23 protein-coding genes and 1 pseudogene are annotated in these 21,878 nt (G+C 72.1%); 14 read left to right on the top strand and 10 right to left on the bottom strand.

The features are described 5' to 3' along the window. The first annotated feature begins 4 nt into the window (after window positions 1-4). The gene (locus ACZZ0J_RS16040) at window positions 5-1,168 is read left to right on the top strand and encodes an exonuclease SbcCD subunit D (RefSeq protein WP_463437675.1); all 1,164 of its coding nucleotides are present in this window, start codon (window positions 5-7) and stop codon (window positions 1,166-1,168) included. Continuing rightward, window positions 1,168-4,143 carry an AAA family ATPase gene (locus ACZZ0J_RS16045; RefSeq protein WP_463437676.1) on the top strand — a complete coding sequence of 992 codons (2,976 nt, stop codon included), beginning with the start codon at window positions 1,168-1,170 and terminating at the stop codon, window positions 4,141-4,143. Before ACZZ0J_RS16040 ends, ACZZ0J_RS16045 begins: the two co-directional genes overlap by 1 nt. Window positions 4,144-4,194: 51 nt before the next feature. On the opposite strand, the gene ACZZ0J_RS16050 is transcribed toward ACZZ0J_RS16045, so the two are convergent. Both ACZZ0J_RS16050 and ACZZ0J_RS16055 read right to left on the bottom strand, forming a co-directional pair. Beyond that, the gene (locus ACZZ0J_RS16050) at window positions 4,195-4,371 is read right to left on the bottom strand and encodes a hypothetical protein (RefSeq protein ID WP_159573240.1); all 177 of its coding nucleotides are present in this window, start codon (window positions 4,369-4,371) and stop codon (window positions 4,195-4,197) included. Beyond that, window positions 4,368-5,177 carry a class E sortase gene (locus ACZZ0J_RS16055; protein WP_463437677.1) on the bottom strand — a complete coding sequence of 270 codons (810 nt, stop codon included), beginning with the start codon at window positions 5,175-5,177 and terminating at the stop codon, window positions 4,368-4,370. The genes ACZZ0J_RS16050 and ACZZ0J_RS16055 overlap by 4 nt, the downstream gene beginning before the upstream one ends. Before the next feature lie 92 nt (window positions 5,178-5,269). Between ACZZ0J_RS16055 and ACZZ0J_RS16060 the strand changes: the two genes are divergently transcribed. Then, the gene (locus ACZZ0J_RS16060; protein WP_463437678.1) at window positions 5,270-5,698 is read left to right on the top strand and encodes a GNAT family acetyltransferase; all 429 of its coding nucleotides are present in this window, start codon (window positions 5,270-5,272) and stop codon (window positions 5,696-5,698) included. Window positions 5,699-5,707: 9 nt separating this feature from the next. Here ACZZ0J_RS16060 and ACZZ0J_RS16065 read toward each other — a convergent pair whose 3' ends face one another. After that, window positions 5,708-6,637 (bottom strand): EamA family transporter, encoded by a 930-nt coding sequence (locus tag ACZZ0J_RS16065; protein ID WP_463437679.1) that lies wholly within the window; start codon window positions 6,635-6,637, stop codon window positions 5,708-5,710. Between the two features lie 36 nt (window positions 6,638-6,673). Between ACZZ0J_RS16065 and ACZZ0J_RS16070 the strand changes: the two genes are divergently transcribed. From ACZZ0J_RS16070 to ACZZ0J_RS16095, 6 genes are all read left to right on the top strand, one after another. After that, complete coding sequence (locus ACZZ0J_RS16070) at window positions 6,674-7,807, top strand: lysostaphin resistance A-like protein (RefSeq protein ID WP_463437680.1); 1,134 nt, start codon at window positions 6,674-6,676, stop codon at window positions 7,805-7,807. A gap of 9 nt (window positions 7,808-7,816) precedes the next feature. Beyond that, entirely contained in the window at window positions 7,817-9,670 is a 1,854-nt protein-coding gene (recQ, locus tag ACZZ0J_RS16075) for a DNA helicase RecQ (protein ID WP_404560427.1), read from the top strand. Window positions 9,671-9,761: 91 nt separating this feature from the next. Continuing rightward, a complete protein-coding gene (locus ACZZ0J_RS16080; RefSeq protein WP_123340164.1) occupies window positions 9,762-10,508 on the top strand; it encodes a lysophospholipid acyltransferase family protein in 747 nt (248 codons plus the stop codon). A 133-nt stretch (window positions 10,509-10,641) separates the two neighbouring features. Next, window positions 10,642-10,995: a hypothetical protein gene (locus ACZZ0J_RS16085; RefSeq protein ID WP_463437681.1), complete on the top strand. Its 354-nt coding sequence runs from the start codon at window positions 10,642-10,644 to the stop codon at window positions 10,993-10,995. A gap of 19 nt (window positions 10,996-11,014) precedes the next feature. Next, window positions 11,015-11,851, top strand: a complete 837-nt coding sequence (locus tag ACZZ0J_RS16090) for a M23 family metallopeptidase (protein ID WP_463437682.1) — start codon at window positions 11,015-11,017, stop codon at window positions 11,849-11,851. Window positions 11,852-11,933: 82 nt separating this feature from the next. After that, window positions 11,934-12,770, top strand: coding sequence for an NAD(P)-dependent oxidoreductase (locus tag ACZZ0J_RS16095; RefSeq protein ID WP_463438206.1), 837 nt, complete (start codon window positions 11,934-11,936; stop codon window positions 12,768-12,770). A gap of 33 nt (window positions 12,771-12,803) precedes the next feature. On the opposite strand, the gene ACZZ0J_RS16100 is transcribed toward ACZZ0J_RS16095, so the two are convergent. After that, window positions 12,804-13,007: a hypothetical protein gene (locus ACZZ0J_RS16100; RefSeq protein WP_131846957.1), complete on the bottom strand. Its 204-nt coding sequence runs from the start codon at window positions 13,005-13,007 to the stop codon at window positions 12,804-12,806. A gap of 10 nt (window positions 13,008-13,017) precedes the next feature. Next, a complete protein-coding gene (locus tag ACZZ0J_RS16105) occupies window positions 13,018-13,536 on the bottom strand; it encodes a MarR family winged helix-turn-helix transcriptional regulator (RefSeq protein WP_463437683.1) in 519 nt (172 codons plus the stop codon). Between the two features lie 163 nt (window positions 13,537-13,699). Between ACZZ0J_RS16105 and ACZZ0J_RS16110 the strand changes: the two genes are divergently transcribed. Beyond that, window positions 13,700-14,593 (top strand): alpha-E domain-containing protein, encoded by an 894-nt coding sequence (locus tag ACZZ0J_RS16110; RefSeq protein WP_194648555.1) that lies wholly within the window; start codon window positions 13,700-13,702, stop codon window positions 14,591-14,593. A 147-nt stretch (window positions 14,594-14,740) separates the two neighbouring features. On the opposite strand, the pseudogene ACZZ0J_RS16115 reads toward ACZZ0J_RS16110, so the two are convergent. Then, window positions 14,741-16,086, bottom strand: a pseudogene (locus ACZZ0J_RS16115) (MFS transporter). Then, the gene (locus tag ACZZ0J_RS16120) at window positions 16,083-16,493 is read right to left on the bottom strand and encodes a MarR family winged helix-turn-helix transcriptional regulator (protein WP_111085532.1); all 411 of its coding nucleotides are present in this window, start codon (window positions 16,491-16,493) and stop codon (window positions 16,083-16,085) included. Before ACZZ0J_RS16120 ends, ACZZ0J_RS16115 begins: the two are co-directional and overlap by 4 nt. A 94-nt stretch (window positions 16,494-16,587) precedes the next feature. Between ACZZ0J_RS16120 and ACZZ0J_RS16125 the strand changes: the two genes are divergently transcribed. After that, window positions 16,588-17,340, top strand: a complete 753-nt coding sequence (locus tag ACZZ0J_RS16125; RefSeq protein WP_463437684.1) for an SDR family NAD(P)-dependent oxidoreductase — start codon at window positions 16,588-16,590, stop codon at window positions 17,338-17,340. Window positions 17,341-17,441: 101 nt separating this feature from the next. Here the strand turns inward: ACZZ0J_RS16125 and ACZZ0J_RS16130 are convergent, their stop codons facing one another. Beyond that, window positions 17,442-17,711 carry a hypothetical protein gene (locus ACZZ0J_RS16130; RefSeq protein WP_123293687.1) on the bottom strand — a complete coding sequence of 90 codons (270 nt, stop codon included), beginning with the start codon at window positions 17,709-17,711 and terminating at the stop codon, window positions 17,442-17,444. Between the two features lie 11 nt (window positions 17,712-17,722). After that, window positions 17,723-18,883: an anion permease gene (locus ACZZ0J_RS16135; RefSeq protein ID WP_463437685.1), complete on the bottom strand. Its 1,161-nt coding sequence runs from the start codon at window positions 18,881-18,883 to the stop codon at window positions 17,723-17,725. 87 nt (window positions 18,884-18,970) lie between these two features. Here ACZZ0J_RS16135 and ACZZ0J_RS16140 point away from each other — a divergent pair, with 87 nt between their 5' ends. From ACZZ0J_RS16140 to ACZZ0J_RS16150, 3 genes are all read left to right on the top strand, one after another. Next, entirely contained in the window at window positions 18,971-19,846 is an 876-nt protein-coding gene (locus ACZZ0J_RS16140) for an alpha/beta hydrolase (RefSeq protein ID WP_463437686.1), read from the top strand. Window positions 19,847-19,931: 85 nt separating this feature from the next. Beyond that, window positions 19,932-20,981: a lipoate--protein ligase family protein gene (locus ACZZ0J_RS16145; RefSeq protein ID WP_214547470.1), complete on the top strand. Its 1,050-nt coding sequence runs from the start codon at window positions 19,932-19,934 to the stop codon at window positions 20,979-20,981. A 169-nt stretch (window positions 20,982-21,150) separates the two neighbouring features. Beyond that, entirely contained in the window at window positions 21,151-21,480 is a 330-nt protein-coding gene (locus ACZZ0J_RS16150; protein WP_463437687.1) for a hypothetical protein, read from the top strand. Window positions 21,481-21,552: 72 nt separating this feature from the next. On the opposite strand, the gene ACZZ0J_RS16155 is transcribed toward ACZZ0J_RS16150, so the two are convergent. Next, entirely contained in the window at window positions 21,553-21,837 is a 285-nt protein-coding gene (locus tag ACZZ0J_RS16155; RefSeq protein ID WP_123293692.1) for a GNAT family N-acetyltransferase, read from the bottom strand. Window positions 21,838-21,878 lie beyond the last annotated feature (41 nt).

Here is a 21,878-nt window from a genome sequence, read left to right on the forward strand (position 1 = left end):
CCGCATGCGCATCCTGCACACCGGCGACTGGCACCTCGGCCGCACGCTGCTCGGTGCCGACCTCCTCGAGCACCAGGCGGCGTTCACCGACTGGCTCGTCGACCTCGTGCGGGACCGCTCCGTCGACCTCGTCGTGATCGCCGGTGACGTGTACGACCGGGCGATCCCGCCGATCGACGCGGTCCGCATGCTGTCCCGGGTGCTCGAACGCCTGGCCGACACGGCGACCGTGGTGCTCACGCCCGGCAACCACGACTCCGCCGCACGCCTGGGCTTCGGTGCCGGCGTGATGGACCACCGCGTGCGCATCCTCGCCGAACCCGCCCGGATCGCCGACCCGGTGCTCGTCGACGACGCCGACGGGCCGGTGGCGGTCTACGGCATCCCGTACCTGCACCCCGACCTCACCCGCTACGCACTGGGCGACGTGCCGGACGAGCCCCTCGCACGGTCGCACCACGCCGTCGTGCACGCCGCCACCGAGCGGATCCGGGCCGACCTCGCGCTGCGCGGCGGTACCCGCAGCGTCGTCGTCGCGCACGCCTTCGTCGGCGGCGCGGACCCGAGCGACAGCGAGCAGGACATCCGTGTCGGCGGTGTCGACCGGGTGGCCGAATCGGTCTTCGACGGCTTCGACTACGTCGCCCTCGGGCACCTGCATGGCCCGCAGCGGGTCGGTGACGGCGGACGGATCCGGTACGCCGGCTCACCGCTGGCGTTCTCGTTCGGCGAGCGGCACCAGCAGAAGTCGGTGACCCTGGTCGAACTCGACGCGGCCGGTGCCGTCACGGTCGAACTCGTGCCCGCTCCCGTACCGCGCCGCCTGGTCGACGTCCGCGGGAGCATCGACGACATCGAGTCCGGGGTCTTCCGGGCCGACGCCGACGCGTGGGTGCGGGTGGCCGTGACCGACACGGTGCACCCCGAGCGAATGTACGCCCGGGTGAAGGACCACTTCCCGCACGCGCTGGCGATCACGCACGAACCCGCCGACCGCGGCCCGGCCTCGGTGGCCCGTGCGGTCACGGCGACGTCCGACCCGGTCGAGGTCGCCGCCGACTTCGTGGCCTTCGCCACCGGTGCCGCCCCCGACGACGACGAACACGCCGTCCTGACCGAGGCGTACGAGGCCGCGGTGCTGGCGCTGCAGCGCGAGGGGGACCGCTGATGTACCTGCACCGACTCGAGCTGCGCGCCATCGGGCCCTACCCCGACCTGGTGTCCATCGACTTCGCAGCGCTCGCAGCCTCCGGGGTGTTCCTGCTCGAGGGGCCGACGGGCTCCGGCAAGTCGACCATCATCGACGCCGTCGTGTTCGCCCTGTACGGCGGGCTCGCCGGGTCCGACGCCAGCTCCGACCGCCTGCACAGCCAGCACGCCGACCCCGCGGTGGAGCCGTTCGTCGAACTCGTCTTCGAGACCGGCGCAGGGACCTACCGGGTCCGCCGCACCCCGCAGTACGACCGCCCGAAGCAGCGGGGGACCGGCACCGTCAAGCAGCAGGCGTCCGTGCAACTGTTCCGTCTGGCGAACCCGTCCGACGTCGCCGGTGAACCGATGTCGTCACGCATCCCCGAGGTCGGCGTCGAGATCGGTCGCATCGTCGGGCTCGACCGCGCGCAGTTCCTGCAGACCGTCGTGCTGCCGCAGGGCGAGTTCGCACGGTTCCTGCGATCCCCGGGCGAAGAGCGCCGCAAGCTCCTGCAGTCCCTGTTCGGCACGCAGGTCTACGACCGCACGGCCGACGAACTCGCCGCGCGGCGCCGTGCCGTGCAGGCCGAGGTCGACGGCGCCGACGACCGCGTGCGCGACGCCCTGAACCGCTTCGCCCAGGCCGCCGGTCTCGACGACGCCGACGAGACCGCCGTGCCGTCGACGGTGGCGTCGGTCCGTGCTGCCGCCGATGCCGCTGCCGCCGTCCGTGCTGCGGCAGCCGCGGCGGCGACGACCGCTGCCGAGCACGAGCAGGCGGTCACGGCGCGTGCGACCGCCCTCGATCGACGCGCGGGGCTGCTCGTGCGACGGGCCGCGCTCGACGACGACGCCCCCGCCGTCGACGCCGCCCGGTCGGCCCTCGCCCTCGGCGAACGCGCCGCACGGGTCGCTGCCGTGGCCGACGGACTCGACGCCGCGGTCCTGCGCGCCGACGAGTGCACCGCGGCCGCCCGGTCGCTGCGTGACCGCCACGGGGTCACCGCCGACGCCGACGCCGTCGTGCTGCGACGCGACGCCCTGGCCGACGACCTGTCGGCCGTCCGGCACCTCGTCGCGGTCGAGGACGGCGCCGCTGCCCGTCGGTCCGCCATCGCCGAGGCCACCGCCGACGCCGAGCAGATCGCCGAGCAGCTGCTCGAACGCGACGCCGCACTCGACGCCCGTCCCACCGAACGGGCCCGCATCGTCGAGGCCGCACGCACCGCGGCCCGCACGGCAGCCGACTCGGACGCCGCCGCGCACGAGGTCACCCGGATCCGGTCCCTCCGAGCCGACCTCGTGGCGCGCGACCACGCGGCGCAGCGGGTCGCCACGGCCGAGCAGTCCGTCGCTGCCGCGCGCCGGTCGGCGACCGACGCCCTCACGGCCGAGCGGGCACTCCGTGAACGCCGGATCGCCGGGCTCGCCGGAGAACTCGGGGCGGCGCTCACGGCCGGCGACCCGTGCCCGGTCTGCGGGTCGACGGCGCACCCGTCGGTGGCGACGCCGCAGGACGACCACCCCACGACCGCGGCTGTCGACGCCGCCGGCGACGCCACCCGTCGCGCGGACCAGCACCTCGCCGACGCCGCCTCGGACCTGGCGGTCGAACGTGCCGAACACCAGCGGCTCGTCGACGTCGTCGGCACGGTCGACGCGCCCACGCTCGACGCCCTGACTGCGGCCGCTGACGAACGGGTCCGGGCTGCGCACGACGCTGCCGCGCTCGTCCTGCAGCACGAGCGGCAGCGGGCGGAGCACGACACGACGACCGGTCGGCTCCAGCGCGAGCGGAACGACCTCGACGCACGGCGGACCGTCCTGACCTCGACCGCGCTGGCCGACGCCGAGCGGCTCGACACCGACCTCGGCACCGTGGCCGCGGCGCTCGAGCGGCTCGGAGCGCTCCTCGACGAGCGTCCCGCGACGCTCCGGACAGCCGTCGAGCTCCTCGACGAGCGACTCGAGGCTTACCGCGCGGTCGTGCAGGCCGACGAACGGGTGGCCGCCGCGACCCGTGCCCGCGACGACCGCCGTGCCGAGGTCGACCGGGTCCTCGACGACCAGGGCTTCGCCGACGTCGCCGCAGCGCGGGCCGGACGGCTCGACCCCGACAGCACCGACCGGCTGCGGGCGCTGATCAGCGCGGCCGAGGCCGAGCGGGCCGTCGTCACGGCCGGCCTGGCCGAGCCCGCCGTGGTCGCCGCGGCGGACGACTCCGCGGAACGCCTCGACCTCGACGGTGCCCGTGCCGGACGCCAGCGCGCTGCCGCCGCACTCGACGAGGCCGTCGCGGTCGCCGTCTCCGCGGCCGACCGTGCCGACGCGGTCGACCGGTGCGCGACCGAGGTCACCCGGGCGACCCGAGCCCGTGACGAGACGTCGGCACGCAGCCGCGCCGTGGTCCGGCTCGCCGACATCGCGAACGGGGTCACCGCGGCCAACCCGACCGGGATCACCCTGGGTACCTACGTGCTCATGCGCCGGTTCGAGGACGTCGTCGCCGCGGCCAACGACCGACTCCGGGGGATGCTCACGGGGCGGTTCACGCTCGAGACCTCGGACGAGCGCGAGTCGGGGTCACGGGCACGCCGGACCGGCCTGGCACTCGCCGTGCACGACCACACCACCGACACCGTGCGGGATCCCCGCAGCCTGTCCGGCGGCGAGACGTTCACGGTGTCGCTGTGCCTGGCGCTCGGGCTGGCCGACGTCGTGCAGGCCGAGGCCGGTGGCGTCTCGCTCGGCACGCTCTTCGTCGACGAGGGGTTCGGCACGCTCGACCCGGAGACCCTCGACGACGTCATCGGGCAGCTGTCGCGACTGACCGCCGGTGGACGGCAGGTCGGCATCGTCAGCCACGTCGAGGAACTCAAGCAGCGGATCCCGGAGCGGATCGCCGTGCGCCGGACGGCGGCCGGCGGCTCGCACGTCACGACGACCGTCTGACGCCGTCGGTCGCCGTCGGTCGCCGTCGGCCGTCACCGCCGTGGCCGACCGCTACGGGGTCGGCGTGGACTCCACGGTGCCGTCCGGCGGCGGCAGGATGTCCGCCGCGATCCACGGGAACACCCACTGGAACAGCACGAACACGATCGCGGCGAGCAGCACGAGCAGCTCGAGCACCTTCAGGAACGTGGGGCCGGGCAGCAGCCGCCAGACCAGGGGGAAGATCACTTGGCCGTCTCCGAGAGTTCCTTCGGGGTGCCCTCGGACGCGGGCATCCAGTAGTCGAGCTTCGCGTGCGTGACGAACCGTTCCGCCGCCGACCACATCGGGTGGCACGCGGTCAGGGTCAGCCACCGGTCCGACGCCGAGGGGTCGACACCCGGCTTGTTCGGCACCGGCGCGATCGTCTCGATGTGGTCCGGTGTGACGATCTGGCTGTCGGTGACCTTGTAGACGTACCAGACGTCGAACTTCGTCTTCGCGTCGGTGACCCGCACGACGACCGAGTCGCCCGTCTTGAGCTCCGCGATCTGGTTGAGCGGCTTGCCGTAGGTCACGCGGTGTCCGGCGACGGCGAAGTTGCCGGGAGCCCCGGGCATCGCGGTGTCCTGGTAGTGCCCGAGCCCGATGGTGTTGAGCACCTTCTCACGGTCCGTGCCCTCGCCGATCGGCCGGTTGTAGTCCTTGCCGAAGCGCGGGATCTGCATCGTGCCGAACACGTCGGTGACGTCCGGCGGCTCGGCGAGCACGGGTGCGGTGCCGCGGTGCTCGGTGCCGGCCCCGTCCGGGGTCTTCAACTGGTCGAGCCCCTCGACGAGCTTCGACTGCTCGTTGACCGCCACGACGTCCGTCCACCACGCGGTCCACACCACGTACAGCCCGGTGCCGGCACCCGCGATGATGAGCAGTTCGGCGATGAGCGAGACGATCGCGCCACCGACCGTCTGCCGTCGCCGGGGAGCGGCGCCCGGACCGTCTGCCGCCGTCGTCGTCCGCGCGCTGCGGCGCGACGGGATGGTGTCGTGTGCGGTCACGGGGCTCCTGATCGAGTGGTCGGTCGGACAGGTCTATCAGATCACGACGACGGCTCGGTGACGACGTTCTCCACACCCCGTAACGTGGGGGGATGGAGTACCGGATCCGCCCGTTCCGCGCCGACGACACCGACGCGGTCGTCGCCCTCTGGGAATCGTGCGGTCTCGTCCGCCCGTGGAACGACCCGCGCCGCGACATCGCGCGCAAGGCCACGGTCCAGCCCGAGCTCTTCCTGGTGGCGGAGCCGGACGCCGGCGGTGTCGTCGCCGCGGGGATGGCCGGGTTCGACGGGCACCGCGGCTGGGTCAACTACCTCGCCGTGCAGCCGGACCTGCAGGGCTCCGGTCTCGGTCGGACGCTGATGGCCGAGTTCGAGCGGCTGCTCACCGACCTCGGCTGCCCGAAGGTGAACCTGCAGATCCGTGCCGGCAACGAGCGGGTGCTCGGCTTCTACGAGTCCCTCGGGTACTCCGACGACCGCACCGTGTCGCTCGGCAAGCGACTCATCCCCGACGTCTGAGTCGTCCGGTCACGCCAGGGCCAGGCCCACCGACGCGATGACCGCCAGCTCGATGCCGACCCACTGCGGCGCGGTCAGCCGCTCCCGCAGCACCACCCCGGCCAGCACGACCGTGCCGATCGGGTAGAGCGCGTTGAGCACGCTCACGACGGGCAGGGTGCCCGGGTCGTCGCTCGCGTGCAGCGCGGCCTGGATGCACACGTTCGCCAGGGCGTCGAGGACGCCGCACGCCGCGACCGTCAGCAGCAGACGCGGCGGCCACCAGCGCCCTGGAGGCACGGCAGACCCCGCGACGCCGACCGACGCTGCGGGGTCTGCCGCGCCTCCAGACCGCGCCCCGCGCCCGGCACGCACCGTCACCACGAGCGCCGCCGCACCCAGCAGTACCGTCTGCAGCACCCGCGCGACCACGAGCGGGTGGACGCCGGCGCCGGGCGGTGTCATGTCGTAGGCGAGCACGATCCCGCCGAACCCGCACCCGGCGACCGCGGCCGCGACGACCCCACGCACGGTGAGGCGTGCACCCGAGGTGTCCCGCACCGCCGCCACCAGCACCACCGCGACGACGGCCACGACCAGCGCGGCGACGGCCAGCGGTGACAGGACGGTCCCGCTGGCCACGGCCACCAGGACCGGGACGACGGCGGCGAACACGGCGGTCAGGGGTGACAGCACGCTCATCGGGCCGATCGCCAACGCGGCGTAGAGCAGCAGGACCCCGACGCCGCCGGACAGTCCGGCCACCGCGCCCCAGAGGGTGCCCGTCCACGAGGCGGAGCCGCCGAGCACGGCCAGGCCGAGCAGGAGCGGTGCGATCCCGATCGCCGCGGCGACGGCGGTGACCGTCACCGGGCGGACGCGCCGCGACGCGAGCCCGCCGAGGAAGTCGGCGAAACCGTAGACGACGGCTCCGGTCAGGCCGAACAGCACGGTGAGCACGGGTCCCATCCTGCCCGGCCCGGTAGCCTGTGGGGCGTGAGTGTTCCCTACCACCGCCTGCCCCGTGTCGACGCACGATGGAGGTGGTGGCGCCCGCTGGTCGCCCTCGCGTTCCTGGCTGGCTGGTACTTCGTTTCCCAGGTGGTCATCGCGGTGGCGTACTTCGTCCCGCTCGGCGTGACCCAGGGTCCGCAGGCGCTGATCGACCTGCAGAACGACCTGGCGGGCGGAGCGCTGGACCCGACCGATCCGCTCGTCCTGTCGCTGTCGCTCGTGTCGCTCGTCATCCTGCTGCCCGGCATCCTGCTGGCGGTCAAGGTCGCACGCCTCGGTCCGGGCAGCATCCTCACCTCGACGCGGTTCCGGGTCCGGTGGGCCTGGACGGCGTGGTGTCTGCTGCCGACCCTGGTCATCGCGGCGGTCATGTTCGTGGTGCAGACCGGTCTCTTCTGGGACGGCGGGATGATCACGACCGACGGCGGTTTCGCCTGGAACCACGCTGCGATCGGGCAGTCGACGGTGTCCCTGGGCACGCTCACGCTGACGATCGTCCTCGTCGTCCTGCTCGTGCCGTTCCAGGGTGCGGCCGAGGAGTTCATCTTCCGCGGCTTCCTCATGCAGACGATCGCCTCGTGGATCCCGCGTCGCACCGGCACGGTCATCGCCGTGGCGGTCTCGACGGTCGTCTTCGCGGTGCTGCACATCCCGAACGGTTACAACGTCTGGGGCATCCTCGACGTCGGTTCGTTCGGGCTGATCGCGGCGATCATCGTGCTCCGCACCGGTGGTCTCGAGGCCACCGTGCTGCAGCACGCCTTCAACAACATCATGATCTTCGTGCTGCAGGCGCCGGGCTGGTCGGGGATCGACCTGGCCTCCTCGGACGCCAACGGCACGCTCGGCGGCTGGCTCGTCACCCTCGGCACGTCGCTGCTGTTCTGGGGCATGGTCGAGCTCCTGGCGTGGTGGCGGAAGCTCGACCGGACGTTCGCCGGACACCAGGCGCCGCGGTTCCGCGGGACGCCGCCGGTCTGGGCGGGGGGCAAGCGCTGGCTCGGCCCGGCGGGCACGGGCTGGGCCGCCGCGCCGGCTCGTGCCGACGATGTCGACGCAGCCGCTGTGGACCGTGCCGATGTGGACAGTGCCGTGGGTGTCGCCGGTCGCCCGTAGGCTCGTGGCATGAGCACCACGCCCGCGCCCGCCGCCGTGTCTGCTTCGCGAGCCGCAGCGCTCGACGTCCTGCACCGTGTGTGGGGCTACGACGACTTCCGCGGCGAGCAGGCTGCCATCATCGACCAGGTGGTCGCCGGCGGTGACGCCCTGGTGCTCATGCCCACCGGCGGTGGCAAGTCCCTCTGCTACCAGGTGCCGGCGCTCGTGCGCGACGGCGTCGGGGTCGTGGTGTCGCCGCTCATCGCGCTGATGCAGGACCAGGTCGACGCCCTCGCAGCGAACGGGGTCCGTGCCGCCTTCCTCAACTCGACGCAGGGGCCCGACGAGCGTGCCCGGGTCGAGCGCGCGGTCGTCCAGGGCGAGGTCGACATGCTCTACCTCGCGCCCGAGCGGCTCCGGCTCGAGTCCACGCGCGCGCTCCTCGACCGGGCGCGCGTGTCGCTGTTCGCCATCGACGAAGCGCACTGCGTCGCCCAGTGGGGCCACGACTTCCGGCCGGACTACCTCGAGCTAAGCGTCCTGCACGAGCGCTGGCCGACCGTGCCCCGGATCGCCCTCACCGCCACGGCGACCCCGCAGACCCACAAGGAGATCTCGGCGCGGCTCGGGCTCGACGACGCCGCGCACTTCGTCGCCGACTTCGACCGCCCGAACATCCAGTACCGCATCGAACCGAAGACCGGCGCGCTGCAGCAGCTCCTCACCTTCATCCGCACCGAGCACAGCGGCGACTCGGGCATCGTCTACTGCCTGTCGCGCAAGTCGGTCGAGCGGACCGCGACGGCACTGGCCGAACAGGGCATCCAGGCGCTGCCGTACCACGCAGGGCTCGACGCCCGGGTGCGTGCGCGCAACCAGTCGACCTTCCTGCGCGAGGACGGCATCGTCATGGTCGCGACGATCGCCTTCGGCATGGGCATCGACAAGCCCGACGTCCGGTTCGTGGCGCACCTCGACCTGCCGAAGTCGGTCGAGGGGTACTACCAGGAGACCGGTCGTGCCGGGCGCGACGGACTGCCCTCGACCGCGTGGCTGGCGTACGGCCTGAACGACGTCGTGCAGCAGCGACGGATGATCGACCAGTCCGAGGGCGACGCCGCACACCGTCGGCAGCTCAGCGCCCACCTCGACGCCATGCTGAGCCTGTGCGAGACGATCGAGTGCCGGCGGGTGCGGCTCCTGGCGTACTTCGGGCAGCCGTCCACGGCCTGCGGCAACTGCGACACGTGCATCGCCCCGCCCGAGTCGTGGGACGGCACCGTGCCCGCGCAGAAGCTGCTGTCCACGGTCGTCCGGCTCGAGCGTGAGCGCGGCCAGCGGTACGGCGTCGCCCACCTCGTCGACATCCTGGTCGGCAAGCAGTCCCCGCGGGTGCAGGAGCTGCAGCACGAGTCCCTGGCGACCTTCGGCATCGGCTCCGACCTGTCCGACGGCGAGTGGCGCGCGGTGGCCAGGCAGTTGCTCGCGCAGGGCTACGCCGCGGTCTCGGGCGACGGGTTCGGCACGGTCGTCCTCAGTCCGACGAGCGCCGAGGTCCTGACCGGCAAGGTCCAGGTGCGGATGCGTCGCGACCCGGTGAAGGCGCCGCGGGCGAGCCGGTCGTCCCGCCGGACCGTGGTCACCGACATGCCCCAGCAGGCGGTCGGCCTGTTCGAAGCGCTCCGGGTCTGGCGTGCTGCGCAGGCGCGCGAGCAGGGTGTGCCGGCGTACGTGGTGTTCAACGACGCGACGCTCCGCGGTATCGCAGCGGTGCGTCCGGCCGACGTCGACCAGCTCGCCGAGATCTCCGGGGTCGGTGCCGCGAAGCTCGAACGGTACGGCCGCGCGGTGCTCGACGTCGTCGCGTCCGAGGCCGACTGACTCCGGCTCCGGACGTGCATGCCGCCGTGGGCATGTACTGCTCGCAGGCGTGATTACACTCGGGAGTTCGCCGTCATGACGAGGAGGCCCGGTGTCCGGTTCGACCAAGTTCGCCACCGTGCTGAGTCGCGCCGTGGTGACACCGCTCGCGCGGATGCTCTGGCGACCGAAGATCATCGGACGCCGCAACGTGCCCAAGCGCGGACCGGTGATCCTCGCGAGCAACCACCGCTCCTTCATCGACTCACCGGCGATCACGTTGATGGCACCGCGGAAGGTCGCCTTCCTGGCGAAGCAGGAGTACTTCACCGGCACCGGGTTCCGCGGCGCGGTGTCGCGGGCGTTCTTCGGCGGCATCGGCGCGATCGGCGTCGAGCGTGGTGCGGGGGCCGCGGCACAGCAGGCGCTCGACCTGGGGCTCGCGCGGCTGAACGAGGGCGAGGCCTTCGCGATCTACCCGGAGGGCACCCGCTCCCTGGACGGCCGGATCTACAAGGGCCGCACGGGTGTGGCCTGGCTGGCCCTGACGAGCGGCGCGCCCGTGGTGCCCGTGGCGCTGACGGGCACGCAGGACGTGCAGCCCGTCGGCTCGAAGCTGCCGAAGCTCGCGAAGGTGACGATCGAGTTCGGGAAGCCGATCGACCTGTCCGCGTTCGGCGAGGCCTCGTCCGGACGTGCACGCCGACACGCGACCGATGCGGTGATGGCGGCGATCCAGGAGCTCAGCGGTCAGGAGCCGGCGAACACCTACAACAACCCGCCGGCGACGATCGTCGAGCGGGTCAAGCGGGCGCTGCAGCCCGATGACCCGACCGCGGCTGCCGTCGATCCCGACTGAGCAGGATCTGTCGGGCACTATTGCACATCTGAAATATCGATGGTTGAATGAGGGACGTGCCGCACGGCACGCATCCCCGACGGGTCGCCCGACAACGGCCCGCAACCACGACTCAGATCGGACGGTCAGCAGCATGTCCTCCACCCCGCTCTTCGACTCCATCGCCCAGCGACGTATCCAGCCCGAGGCCCGCGTCGCCCCGGCACCGGTTCCGACCCCGGCTCGCGCGGCCGCAGCGCCCGCACCGACCTCGCCGATGACCGCCCCTGTCCGCGCCGGCGACTCGACCGTCGTGCCAGCGGCCCTCGTCGCCGCGATCGACGACATCACGGTCCGCGTCACCCCGTCGATGGTCACTGAGCTCCGTGTGCAGCCCGAGCAGCTCGTCCTGGTCGAGACGGTCGCCGACGCCATCACCCGAGCAGTCGTCGACGCCGTCGCGACCGAACTCGACCGGATCGCCCGCGACGGCGTCGTCCGCGTCTGAGTCCGGCGGTCCCCGAGCGATGACGACGCCCACCGACGGCCTCCCGCTGCGCCCGCGCGGTGCCGAACGGCGGGCCGCGAACCGCTCCACGACCCGCCGGCCCGAAGCGTCCGTGCGGCGCCGTGCCGGGCACGGCATGCGCCCGGACGGCCCCAGAGCCGCCGGGGTGACGGTGTCCCCTCCCGTCACCCCGGCTTCCACCTCCTTCTTCCGCAGTTCCGTCCGGCGTGCCCTGCCCGCGACGGCGACCGCCGCGGTGACCTGTCTCTTCGTCGCCGTCGGCTCTCCGCAGACTGCGATGGCATCGACCCCGTCGCCGAGCGGTCCCGTGCTCGGCGTGCAGCAGTTCGTCGCCGACGGTTCCGCCCGGCTCTCCGTCGACCGTGACGGCTTCTCGATCGGCCGGGCCGCCGCCGCCCAGGCCCGTGCGACCGCCGTCGGCTCGTCGGGAGCCGCGGCCCGTCCCACTACGGGCACCGTGCCGGCCGCCGGCGGGTTCGGCTCGCGCTGGGTGACCGGGTGCTCCGCCTGCTCGACGAACCACCAGGGCATCGACTTCGCGGCTCCGATCGGCACCACCGTCGTGGCCGCGATGCCCGGCAGTGTCGTCTCCGCCGGGGTCCTCGGCGGGTACGGCAACCAGGTCCTGCTCCAGCACGCCGACGGCACCCAGACCCGGTACGGCCACCTGTCGACGATCGGGGTCCGACCGGGTCAGGTCCTGTCGACCGGCCAACGCCTCGGCGCCGTCGGCAACACCGGCGTTTCCACCGGGGCACACCTGCACTTCGAGGTCATCGTCGACGGCGTCCCGGTCGACCCGGCCACCTGGCTGCAGGCCCGCGGGCTCCTCTGACAGCGACGACGGGCGAGCGCGTACCGTCGGGAACGCCGGGGCACCGCGCCGCGGCAGGACGGAGACGCACGTGCGAGTGACGGTGTTGGGGACCGGGGCGATGGGTGCCGGCGTGGCGGGATCACTGCTGCGCGAAGGGCACCAGGTCACGGTCTGGAACCGGAGTGCCGACAAGGCCGCACCGCTCGGTGAGCACGGTGCGACGGTCGCCGCGGACCCGGGTGCCGCCGTCGAGCACGCCGAGGTCGTCCTCCTGACCCTCTTCGACACCGACGCCGTGATCGACGTGCTCGAACAGGCCGCCGGGGACGCGCCGACCGACGCCGTGTGGGTGCAGGCGTCCACGATCGGCGTCGACGGCACCGAGACCGTCGTGCAGCTCGCCGCGAAGTACGGCATCACCCTGGTCGAGGCGATGATGCTCGGCACGAAGGCCCCGGCGGAGCAGGGGAAGCTCACCATGCTCGCGGCCGGCCCCGCCGACGAGGTCGACCGCGTCGTCCCGGTGCTCGACGCGATCGGCGCGAAGACCGTCCGCGCCGGCGAGCGGGTCGGCGACGGGACCGCGCTCAAGCTCGCGGCCAACGCCTGGATCGCCTCGATCACCGCGGCCACGGGGCAGTCGCTCGCCCTCGCCGCGGCGCTCGGGCTCGACCCGCAGTTGTTCCTCGACGCGATCGACGGCAGCGCGAGCGACTCGGCCTACGCGCACACCAAGGGCGCGGCGATCATCGCGGGCGAGTTCCCGGCGCAGTTCGCGCTCGACGGGCTGCGGAAGGACATCGGCCTGATCGCCGAGGCCGCGCGGGCGAACGACGTGTCCACCACGCTCCTCGATGCCCTGGGTCGCGTCTACGCCGACGCGAGTGCGGCCGGGCACGGCGGCGACGACATCGCGGCGGTGGGCACCGCCTTCTGAGTCGACGCGCGAGTCGGCGCGCGAGTCGACGCCTCAGTCGCGGCGGAGGAACCGTCGCAGCCGTGCCGTGAGCCGCCCCACGGCCTCGTCGTTCATGGTGTTCGCCAGGTCGAAGGCCTCGCGCGCCGGATCGGCCCCGCCCTGGATCCGCCGGAGTGCCGCGTCGGCGCGGGCCCGGGAGTCGAGTTCGGCGAACGGCATGTCGTCCTCGGGGTCGTGCGTGCCGCGAGGGTCCATGGAGAGCAGGTTACGCGCGGCGGACGGCGCGGGCGCCGGCGTCGACGTCGTCGACCACGCGGACCATCTCGTCGAGGAAGTCCACGACGACGGCCATCTCGTCGGTCGGCAGGTGCTCGGTGACCTTGAGGGCGCGAGCGTCGAGTTCCTCGATCACGTGCAGGGCGTGGCGCATGGACGTCCCCGTCGCGGTGAGGATCACGCCGCGTCGGTCGATCGGGTCCTGGTGCCGCTCGACGTGGCCGCTGCGGACGAGTCGGTCCACGAGCGCCGAGGTCGACGCCGCCGTGATCTCGAGGCGTTCGGCCAGGTCCTTGGCGTTGACGGTCCGGCCGTCCTGCTCGGCGTCGATGAGGACCCGCAGTGCGAGCAGTGCGTTCTCGCCGATGCCCAGGGCTTCACGGGCCCGACGCTGCGCGGCGCTCTCGGCGGTGCGGTACCGGCGCAGGGCGTTCAGGACGTCGACGGCGGTGACCGGGGAGTCCTCGTACCAGAACCCCGCGGTGCTGGTCAGGACCTCGGACGTCATCCTGCAATGCTAGACGCTCTAGTTAGATTGTCTAGCGAGGGGTCGCGATCGCGGCGCAGACCCAGGTGTGTGCGCGGACATCGGACACTGCAACACCCGTGACGCGGCTCCGAAACACTCCCGCAACGCCCACTGGTTAGGTTCTGGGGATGCAGGAGCAGCCGTGCTGAGCCGACTCGCGGGGAACGTCTTCCACGTGGGGAGCGCGGTCGAGCGCACCGACGTGGTCGCACGCCTGCTCGACGTCTACGTCGCCCGGCGCGAAACCGGCACGGTCGAGGACGACCGGGCGGTGGCAGCCGAGCTCCGTTCGGTGGTGGGGACCGCAGGACCGGCGAACGACGCCGACCGGTCCGCGACGATCGACGCCCTGGCGCTGGACCGGCACGAGCCGGCGTCCATCGCCGCGGCGGTCGCCGTCGCGCGGGACCACGCCCGTCGAGCCCGCGAGGTCGTCTCGAGCGAACTCTGGGACTGCCTCGACGTCACCCGTTCACGCATGCCGCGCAAGATCGCTCCGGGCCGCGCACACGAGTTCCTCGGCTGGGCGCGGGAACGCAGCGCCCTCGCGATCGGCGTGGTCGAAGGAGACGCCAGTCGCGACGAGGTCTGGGAGTTCTTCACCCTCGGCCGCTCCCTGACCCGGGTCGCCTCGACCGCCCGGTTGCTGGCCTCGGGGTTGCTCGAACCGGACTCGGTCACCTCGTGGACGGCGGCGCTCCGGGCCTGCGGCGCGGGCGAGGCGTTCCTGCGTGGCCGGGACCACCATCCGGTGCCGGACGACGCCGCGGCGTTCCTGCTCCTGGACGAGCACAGTCCGCGGTCGCTGCGCTTCACCGTCCGACGGGCCGCCGAGTGCCTGGCCGACGTGGCACCGTCCTGCGTCGCGGAGGAGGTCGCGGCGTTCTCCGCCGCCCGCGACCGACTCGAGGCCGTCCCGGCGGACGCGGCCCTCGGCGTCGTCGGCGACGCAGGCGATCGGCTCGCGGCCGCTGCGGACCGCGTCGCGGCGGCGCTCGACGAGCGCGTCTTCGCGGTGACCGAACCCGCGCACTGATCGCGGCCCTGGACCGGACCGGCGACGGCCGGGAGGCCCGTGGCGGGCCCGACCCGTGCCTCCCGTCCGCCACGCGAAAGCGTCAGAGACCCGCCAACGGTTCGCGGAGATCTGTCGCTTTCGCGAGATGGACGCTGCCCGGACGCGTCAGACGGCGCTGGAGCGGTCGGCGACGGCCTCTTCGCGCTCGAGCTCCTGGCGGAGCGCGGCACGCGAGGCGCGAGTGCCGACCACCGGCATCGCGTGCGTGACCGCGAGGTGCAGGCGGGTGTCCGCGTCGTACCGGAGCCGGAGGCGCTGGAAGCGGACGAGCCAGACGATGGCGATGGCGAGCGCGACGAAGCCCGACGCAGCTCCGACCGCGATGGCCCAGCGGGGACCCCACGCGTCTGCGATGGCACCGACGATCGGGGCGCCGATGGGGGTGCCGCCGGCGAAGATCGCCATGTAGAGCGCCATCACGCGGCCGCGCATCGCGGGCTTCGTGGTGGTCTGGACCAGGGCGTTCGCGGTGGTCATGAAGGTCAGCGCCGCGAGTCCGACGAACACCAGGACGAACGCGAACGTCCAGTACGTGGGTGCGAGGGCGGCAGCCGTGCACGCCAGGCCGAAGCCTCCGGCCGCGAGCACCAGCGTGCGCATCCGCGGCTTGTCCCGGCGGGCGGACATCAGCGCGCCGAACACCGATCCGATCGCCATCACCGAGTTGAGCAGGCCGAACTCGCCGGCGCCCTGGTGGAACTCGACACGCGCCATCGTCGAGGTGAAGATCGGGAAGTTCACGCCGAACGTGCCGACGACGAAGATCATGCAGAGCACGACGATGATGTCCGGCCGGGTCCGCACGTACCGGAAGCCGGCGACGATCTGCCCCTTGCCACGGCCGGCGTGCACCCGCTCGGCGAGCTGTGCGGGGTCGACGAAGCGCAGCGCGATGAGGACCGCCAGGAACGAGCCGGCGTTGATGACGAACACCCAGCCGGAGCCGATGGCAGCGATGAGCACGCCGGCGACCGCGGGACCGATCAGGCGGGCGGCGTTGAACGAGGCGGAGTTCAGCGCGACGGCGTTCGCGACGTTCTCGCCCTGCACGACGTCGGAGACGAACGCCTGCCGGATCGGGGTGTCGAACGCGGCGACGATGCCGAGCGCGAGGGCGAAGCCGTACAGCGCGAGCAGCGTCGCAGTGTGCGTGAGGACCATGACACCGAGGCCCAGCCCGAGCAGGCCCATCAGCGCCTGGGTGAGCATGAGCATCTTGCGACGGTCGAAGCGATCGGCGGCGAGCCCGGTCAGGGGAGGAGCAGCAGCTGCGGGCCGAACTGCAGCGCCATCGTGATCCCCACCGCGACGGCGTCGTTGTCGGAGAGCTGGGTCAGGACGATCCAGTCCTGGGCGGTGCGCTGCATCCAGGTACCGACGTTCGACACCAGGGCACCGGCGAACCAGATGCGGTAGTTGCGTCCGGCGAGGGAGCGGAACATGGCGGTCACTGCTGGGCCAGCCTCCTCATGATCTCGGTGGCGTCGGCGAGGGTGGCGCGCTCGACGGGGGTGAGTGCGGCGAGCCGCGGGGTGAGCCAGCCGTCACGGCGGCGCCGTGTCTCCTCGACGAACGCGGCTCCGGCGGGGGTGGCGCAGAGGACGACCTTGCGGCGGTCGTCGTCGTGGCCGCCCTTGGACACCAGGCCACGCTCGACCAGCACCGCGATGGTCTTCGTCATCGAGGGTGGGGTGACGCCGTCCTGGCGGCTCAGGTCGGCGAGGGTCATCGCGCCGTCGCGGTGGAGCCGGGCGAGCGCCGCGAACTGGGCGTCGGTGACGGTCGTGTCGGCCTTCTGCGCGCGGAGCGTCCGGGACAGCCGGTTCACGGCGATGCGGAGGTCGGTGGCGTCGGTCACAGGTCGTTAGCCTAGCTCATTAGTTCAGTGAACGAACTGGTTTTCGGGTGTACCGTTGTCCTGGACAACAGGTGTTGTTCAGAGAGAAGGAATCATGTCCGAGTTCGAGGGCAAGGTCGCCATCGTCACCGGTGGTGGCAGCGGCATCGGCGAGTCCGTCGCGAAGGAGCTCGCCGCGGCGGGTGCCACGGTCGTCGTCACCGACATCAACCTCGACGCTGCCCAGCGGGTCGCGTCCGAGATCACGGCGGCCGGCGGCACCGCCAGCGCGTTCGAGGCCAACTCCGCCGTCGCCGCCGACAACGAGCGCATGGTCCAGTACGCCGTCGACACCCACGGCGCGCTGCACCTCGCCGTGAACAACGCCGGCATCGGCGCCGCCCCGCAGAAGATCGGCGAGTACGACATCGCCGCCTGGGACCGCGTCCGTGCGGTCGACCTGGACGGTGTCTTCTACGGGCTCCGCTACGAGCTGCCCGCGATGGTCGCCGCCGGTGGTGGCTCGATCGTGAACATGGCGTCGGTGCTCGGCACGGTCGGCATCGCGCAGAACGCCGCGTACGTCGCGTCGAAGCACGCCCTGGCCGGCCTGACCAAGGTCGCCGCGCTCGAGTACTCGGCGCAGGGTGTCCGCACCAACGCCGTGGGCCCGGGCTTCATCGACACCCCGCTGCTCCGCAACGCCATGACGCCCGATGCCATCTCGGCGCTGGAAGAGGAGCACGCCACGAAGCGTCTCGGCACCGACAAGGAGGTCGCCGCGCTCGTGCTGTTCCTGCTGAGCGACAAGGCCTCGTTCATCACGGGCAGCTACCACCTGGTCGACGGCGGCTACAGCGCGCACTGAGGTCGGGCGCGTACCTGGTCGAAACGGGCGTATCTGGTCGGAAGTTTCGACCAGGTACGCCTGTTTCGCTTCCCAGCGCGGGGGCGATGGGAAGGAACGTACTAGTGGAACTGGGGGATCGTGAGCCAGATGCCCGCGAGCACGGCCGCCGCACAGACCGCGAAGCACAGGACAGCACCCGCCAGTGCTGCCGGCGGCGTGTGCCCGGACCGCGGAGTCTCCTCGGAGTACTGGGTACGCTCGCCGCCGGTGTCGAGCGGCTGCCCGGTGCCGAGCAGCCGCAGGCCGAGCGTGTAGACGAGCACGATGCCCACCGCGGCCACGAAGCCGACGCCCGCAACCAGGCCGATGCTCGTGAAGTCGATCTCCATCGTCGTTCCCCTCAGTTCTGCGCGCCGGCCGGCTGCGGCTCGGCCTGGTCGGTGGGTTCGGTCGATCCGGCGGCGACGTCGTCGTGCGAGATCGGCTTGCGCTTGGCGAGGACGTAGAAGGTCAGCCCGCCGGCCAGGGCGAGCACCGCCACCAGCACGAGACCGACCGCCGAGGTCGAGGCGAGCCAGGTCGCCAACCCGCCGACCACCGCGGCCGCCGGCAACGTGATCACCCACGCGACGACGATGCGGCCGACGACCGACCAGTGCACGTCGGCGAGCTTCTTGCCGAGCCCGGACCCGATCACCGAACCGCTGGTGACGTGCGTCGTCGACAGGGCGAAGCCGAGGTGCGACGAGATGAGGATCGTCGCGGCGGAACTCGTCTCGGCCGCGAAGCCCTGCGGCGACTGCACATCGGAGATCTTCTTGCCGACCGTCTGCATGATCCGCCAGCCACCGGTGTAGGTACCGAGGCCGATCGCGAGTCCGCAGGCCAGGATCACCCAGAGCGCCGGGCCGGTCCCGCTGTCCTGGTAGTTCGCGGCGATGAGCGTCAGCGTGATGACACCCATCGTCTTCTGCGCGTCGTTGGTGCCGTGCGCGAGCGACACCAGCGACGCCGAGACGGTCTGCCCGTGCCGGAAGCCCGTCGCCGCACCGTGTGTCGTGGCGTTCTTCGTGAGCACGTACGCCAGGTAGGTCGCCACCAGGGCGATGACCCCGGCGATGACCGGGGAGAGCAGCGCCGGCAGCACGACCTTCGACACCACCGTCCCCCAGTCGACCGAGTTCAGCCCGGCGCCGATGATCGAGGCGCCGATCAGCCCACCGAACAGCGCGTGCGTCGACGACGAGGGCAGCCCGAGGTACCACGTGGCGAGGTTCCAGAGGACCGCGCCCACCAGCCCGGCGAAGATCATCGTGGGGGAGATGTGGACGCCGTCCTGGCCCTCGCGGATGATGCCCTGCGAGACGGTCTTGGCGACCTCGGTGGAGAGGAACGCGCCGACCACGTTGAGGACGGCGGAGATGAGCACGGCGGTCCGGGGCTTGAGCGCCCCGGTGGCGACCGACGTGGCCATGGCGTTGGCGGTGTCGTGGAACCCGTTCGTGAAGTCGAACACGAGGGCCACCACGATCACGAGCACGACGATGACGAGGACGTCCATGCCGGGGACGGTAGGCCCGCCCCGAAGCCCCTGCGTGAACGCCGGATGAACAGGTCCGTGGGGGTGCCTGTCTGCGAGGATGCTCACGTGCCCACCTTCTCCGCAGCGCGAGGCGACGCCTCGTTCACCGACGCCCACGGCGTCGAGATCGTCTACTCGACCTGGCGAGCGGCGCGCCCCAAGGGCATCGTGCAGATCGCGCACGGCGTCGGCGAGCACGGGCTGCGGTACGAGCCCCTGGCGCAGGACCTCGTCCGCGCCGGGTACACCGTGCACGCGAACGACCACCGCGGGCACGGGCGCACCGGCCTCGGCCAGTGGGACGGCGACCACGCCAAGCTCGGACGGCTCGGCCCCGGCGGACTGCGCGCCGCGATCGCCGCAGTCGAGCAGATGGGGGAGGTCGCCCGCGCGGACACCCCCGGCGTACCCCTGGTCCTGCTCGGGCACTCGTGGGGCTCGCTCATGGCGCAGCGGATCGTGAACAGCTCCTCGGAGTCGTGGGACGGGGTCGTGCTCTCCGCCACCGCCTACCGGCTGCCCGGCTGGATGAACAGCGGCGACCTCAACGCGCGGCACGCGGGCTCCGGTCCGACCAAGTTCGAGTGGCTCACCCGCGACCGGAAGATCATCGACGCGATGTCCGTCGACCCACTCGCGGTCGAGGCCGACGTCATCGGCCTGTTCGGCCTGCCCGACACGCTCCGGCTGCTCGGGGTCCCGCGGCGGGGGATCCCGCACGACCTGCCCATGCTGCTGCAGGTCGGGTCCGACGACGCCCTCGGTGGGCCGCGGTCGGTCGAGCGGCTGGCACAGGCCTACCGGCGGCGCGGACGACTGTCCGACGTCACGGTGCAGGTCTACGAGGGGGCGCGGCACGAGGTCTACAACGAGACGAACCGCGACGAGGTCGTGGCCGACCTGGTCGCGTGGCTGGACCGGGTGACGGCGCGCGCGTCCTGAGACGGTACCGGCTGACGGACGGGAGGCCCGTGGCGGCGCCGACCCGCGCCTCCAGTCCGACAGGTGGCGGGCGTAGGCTCGACGCGTGCACGGTGAGTACAAGGTCCCAGGTGGAAAACTGGTCGTCGTCGACCTCGACGTGGTGGACGGGGACATCCAGGAGTTCCGGCTCGCCGGCGACTTCTTCCTCGAACCCGACGACGCGCTGCCGCTCATCGACGCGGCCGTCAACGGATTGCCGTCGACGACCGACGCCGCCGGCATCGCCGCGGCCGTCCGTGCGGCGCTCCCGGCCGACGCCGTGCTGCTCGGCTTCACACCAGAGTCCGTCGGGGTCGCCGTCCGCCGCGCGTTGTCCCGTGCATCGTCGTGGCAGGACTACGACTGGCAGATCATCCACGAGGGTCCGATCAGCCCGAACGAGCACCTCGCGCTCGACCAGGTGCTGACCGAAGAAGTCGGCGCCGGTCGCCGCGGTCCGACCCTGCGCATCTGGGAGTGGGACCAGCCCGCCGTCGTCATCGGGTCGTTCCAGTCGCTGAAGAACGAGGTCGACCCGGCCGGTGCCGAGAAGTTCGGCGTGCAGGTCGTCCGGCGGATCTCCGGCGGCGGCGCGATGTTCATGGACGCCGGCGCGATCATCTCCTACTCGCTCTACGTCCCCGCGGACCTGGTGCAGGGCATGACGTTCGCGGACTCCTACGCCTACCTGGACGAGTGGGTGATCGAGGCGCTCAAGTCCCTCGGCATCGACGCGTACTACCAGCCGCTCAACGACATCACCTCGGCCAAGGGCAAGATCGGCGGCGCTGCGCAGAAGCGCCTCGGCACCGGATCACTGCTCCACCACGCCACCATGAGCTACGACATGGACGGCGAGAAGATGGTCCAGGTGCTGCGGATCGGGCGCGAGAAGATGAGCGACAAGGGGACGACGTCGGCCGCGAAGCGCGTGGACCCGCTGCGCTCGCAGACCGGGCTGTCCCGCGCCGAGATCATCGACCGGCTGGTCGGCACGTTCACGAAGCTGTACGGGGCGACTCCCGGCGCGGTGACCGATGCCGAGCGCGAGAAGGCGCAGGAACTCGTGCGCACGAAGTTCGCGACGAAGGAGTGGCTCGAGCGGGTGCCCTGAGCGAGCACTGCCCCTGAGCGAGCTCGTGGTGGGCGGCCGGAGCAGAGGGGGACGCTCCGGCCGCCGCCCGACCAGTGTGACGACCGACTCCATGAACCACACGTGCGGATCATGAGAATCCCCCGCGCGGCTGATGTCGTGGCCGGATCGTCCACGTAGCGTCGCTCGCGTGAACTGGTTGATCTTCCTGGGGGCGGTGGCCGCCGTGGCCGTCGTGGTGTGGATCGCCGATCGCGTGGGGTGGATCGACCTGTCGAACAAGTCCACGCGCAGCGGCGGATCCGGAGGCATCGGCGGGATGCTGGACGAGGTGTTCGCGCCGACCCGCCACGAAACGCAAGCCGAGTACGAACGGCAGTCGCGCCTCCCGAAGGAGGCACCGTCACCGGCGGACGACGACCACGACCTGCTCAGCGGCAGCGTGCTCATCAAGGTGCCGGCGGTGCGGAGCGCCGGTCGGCACGAAGCACGAGTCGGGACGCACGAGCGGTCGTACTGACCGGACGGCGGTTCAACGGGGCGCGGCGCGCAGTGCTCAGTGCGCAGTGCGCAGTGCGCGCTGTGCCGCGCGTCAGCGCGTCGTGAGTTCCTGGTAGTCCGGGTGCCGTTCGATCCACGCGCGGACGTAGCTGCACTGCGGCACGACCCGGAGGCTGCCGTCGCGCACGTCGTCGAGCGCGTGCTGCACGAGGATCGACGCGTGCCCGCCACCGCGGTGCGACGGGTCGACCTCGGTGTGGACGAAGCGGATCTCGTCGCCGTCGACCTCGTACGCCGCGAAGCCGATGACCTCGCCGTCCTCGACCAGGGAGTACTGCTGCTTGTCGGTGTCGTTGCGGACCTCGGGTGCTGCCATGCGGTGAGGCTACGCCGCGAGGCCGAGTCGCCGCTGGCTGC

Source organism: Curtobacterium sp. AC272 (assembly GCF_979258155.1).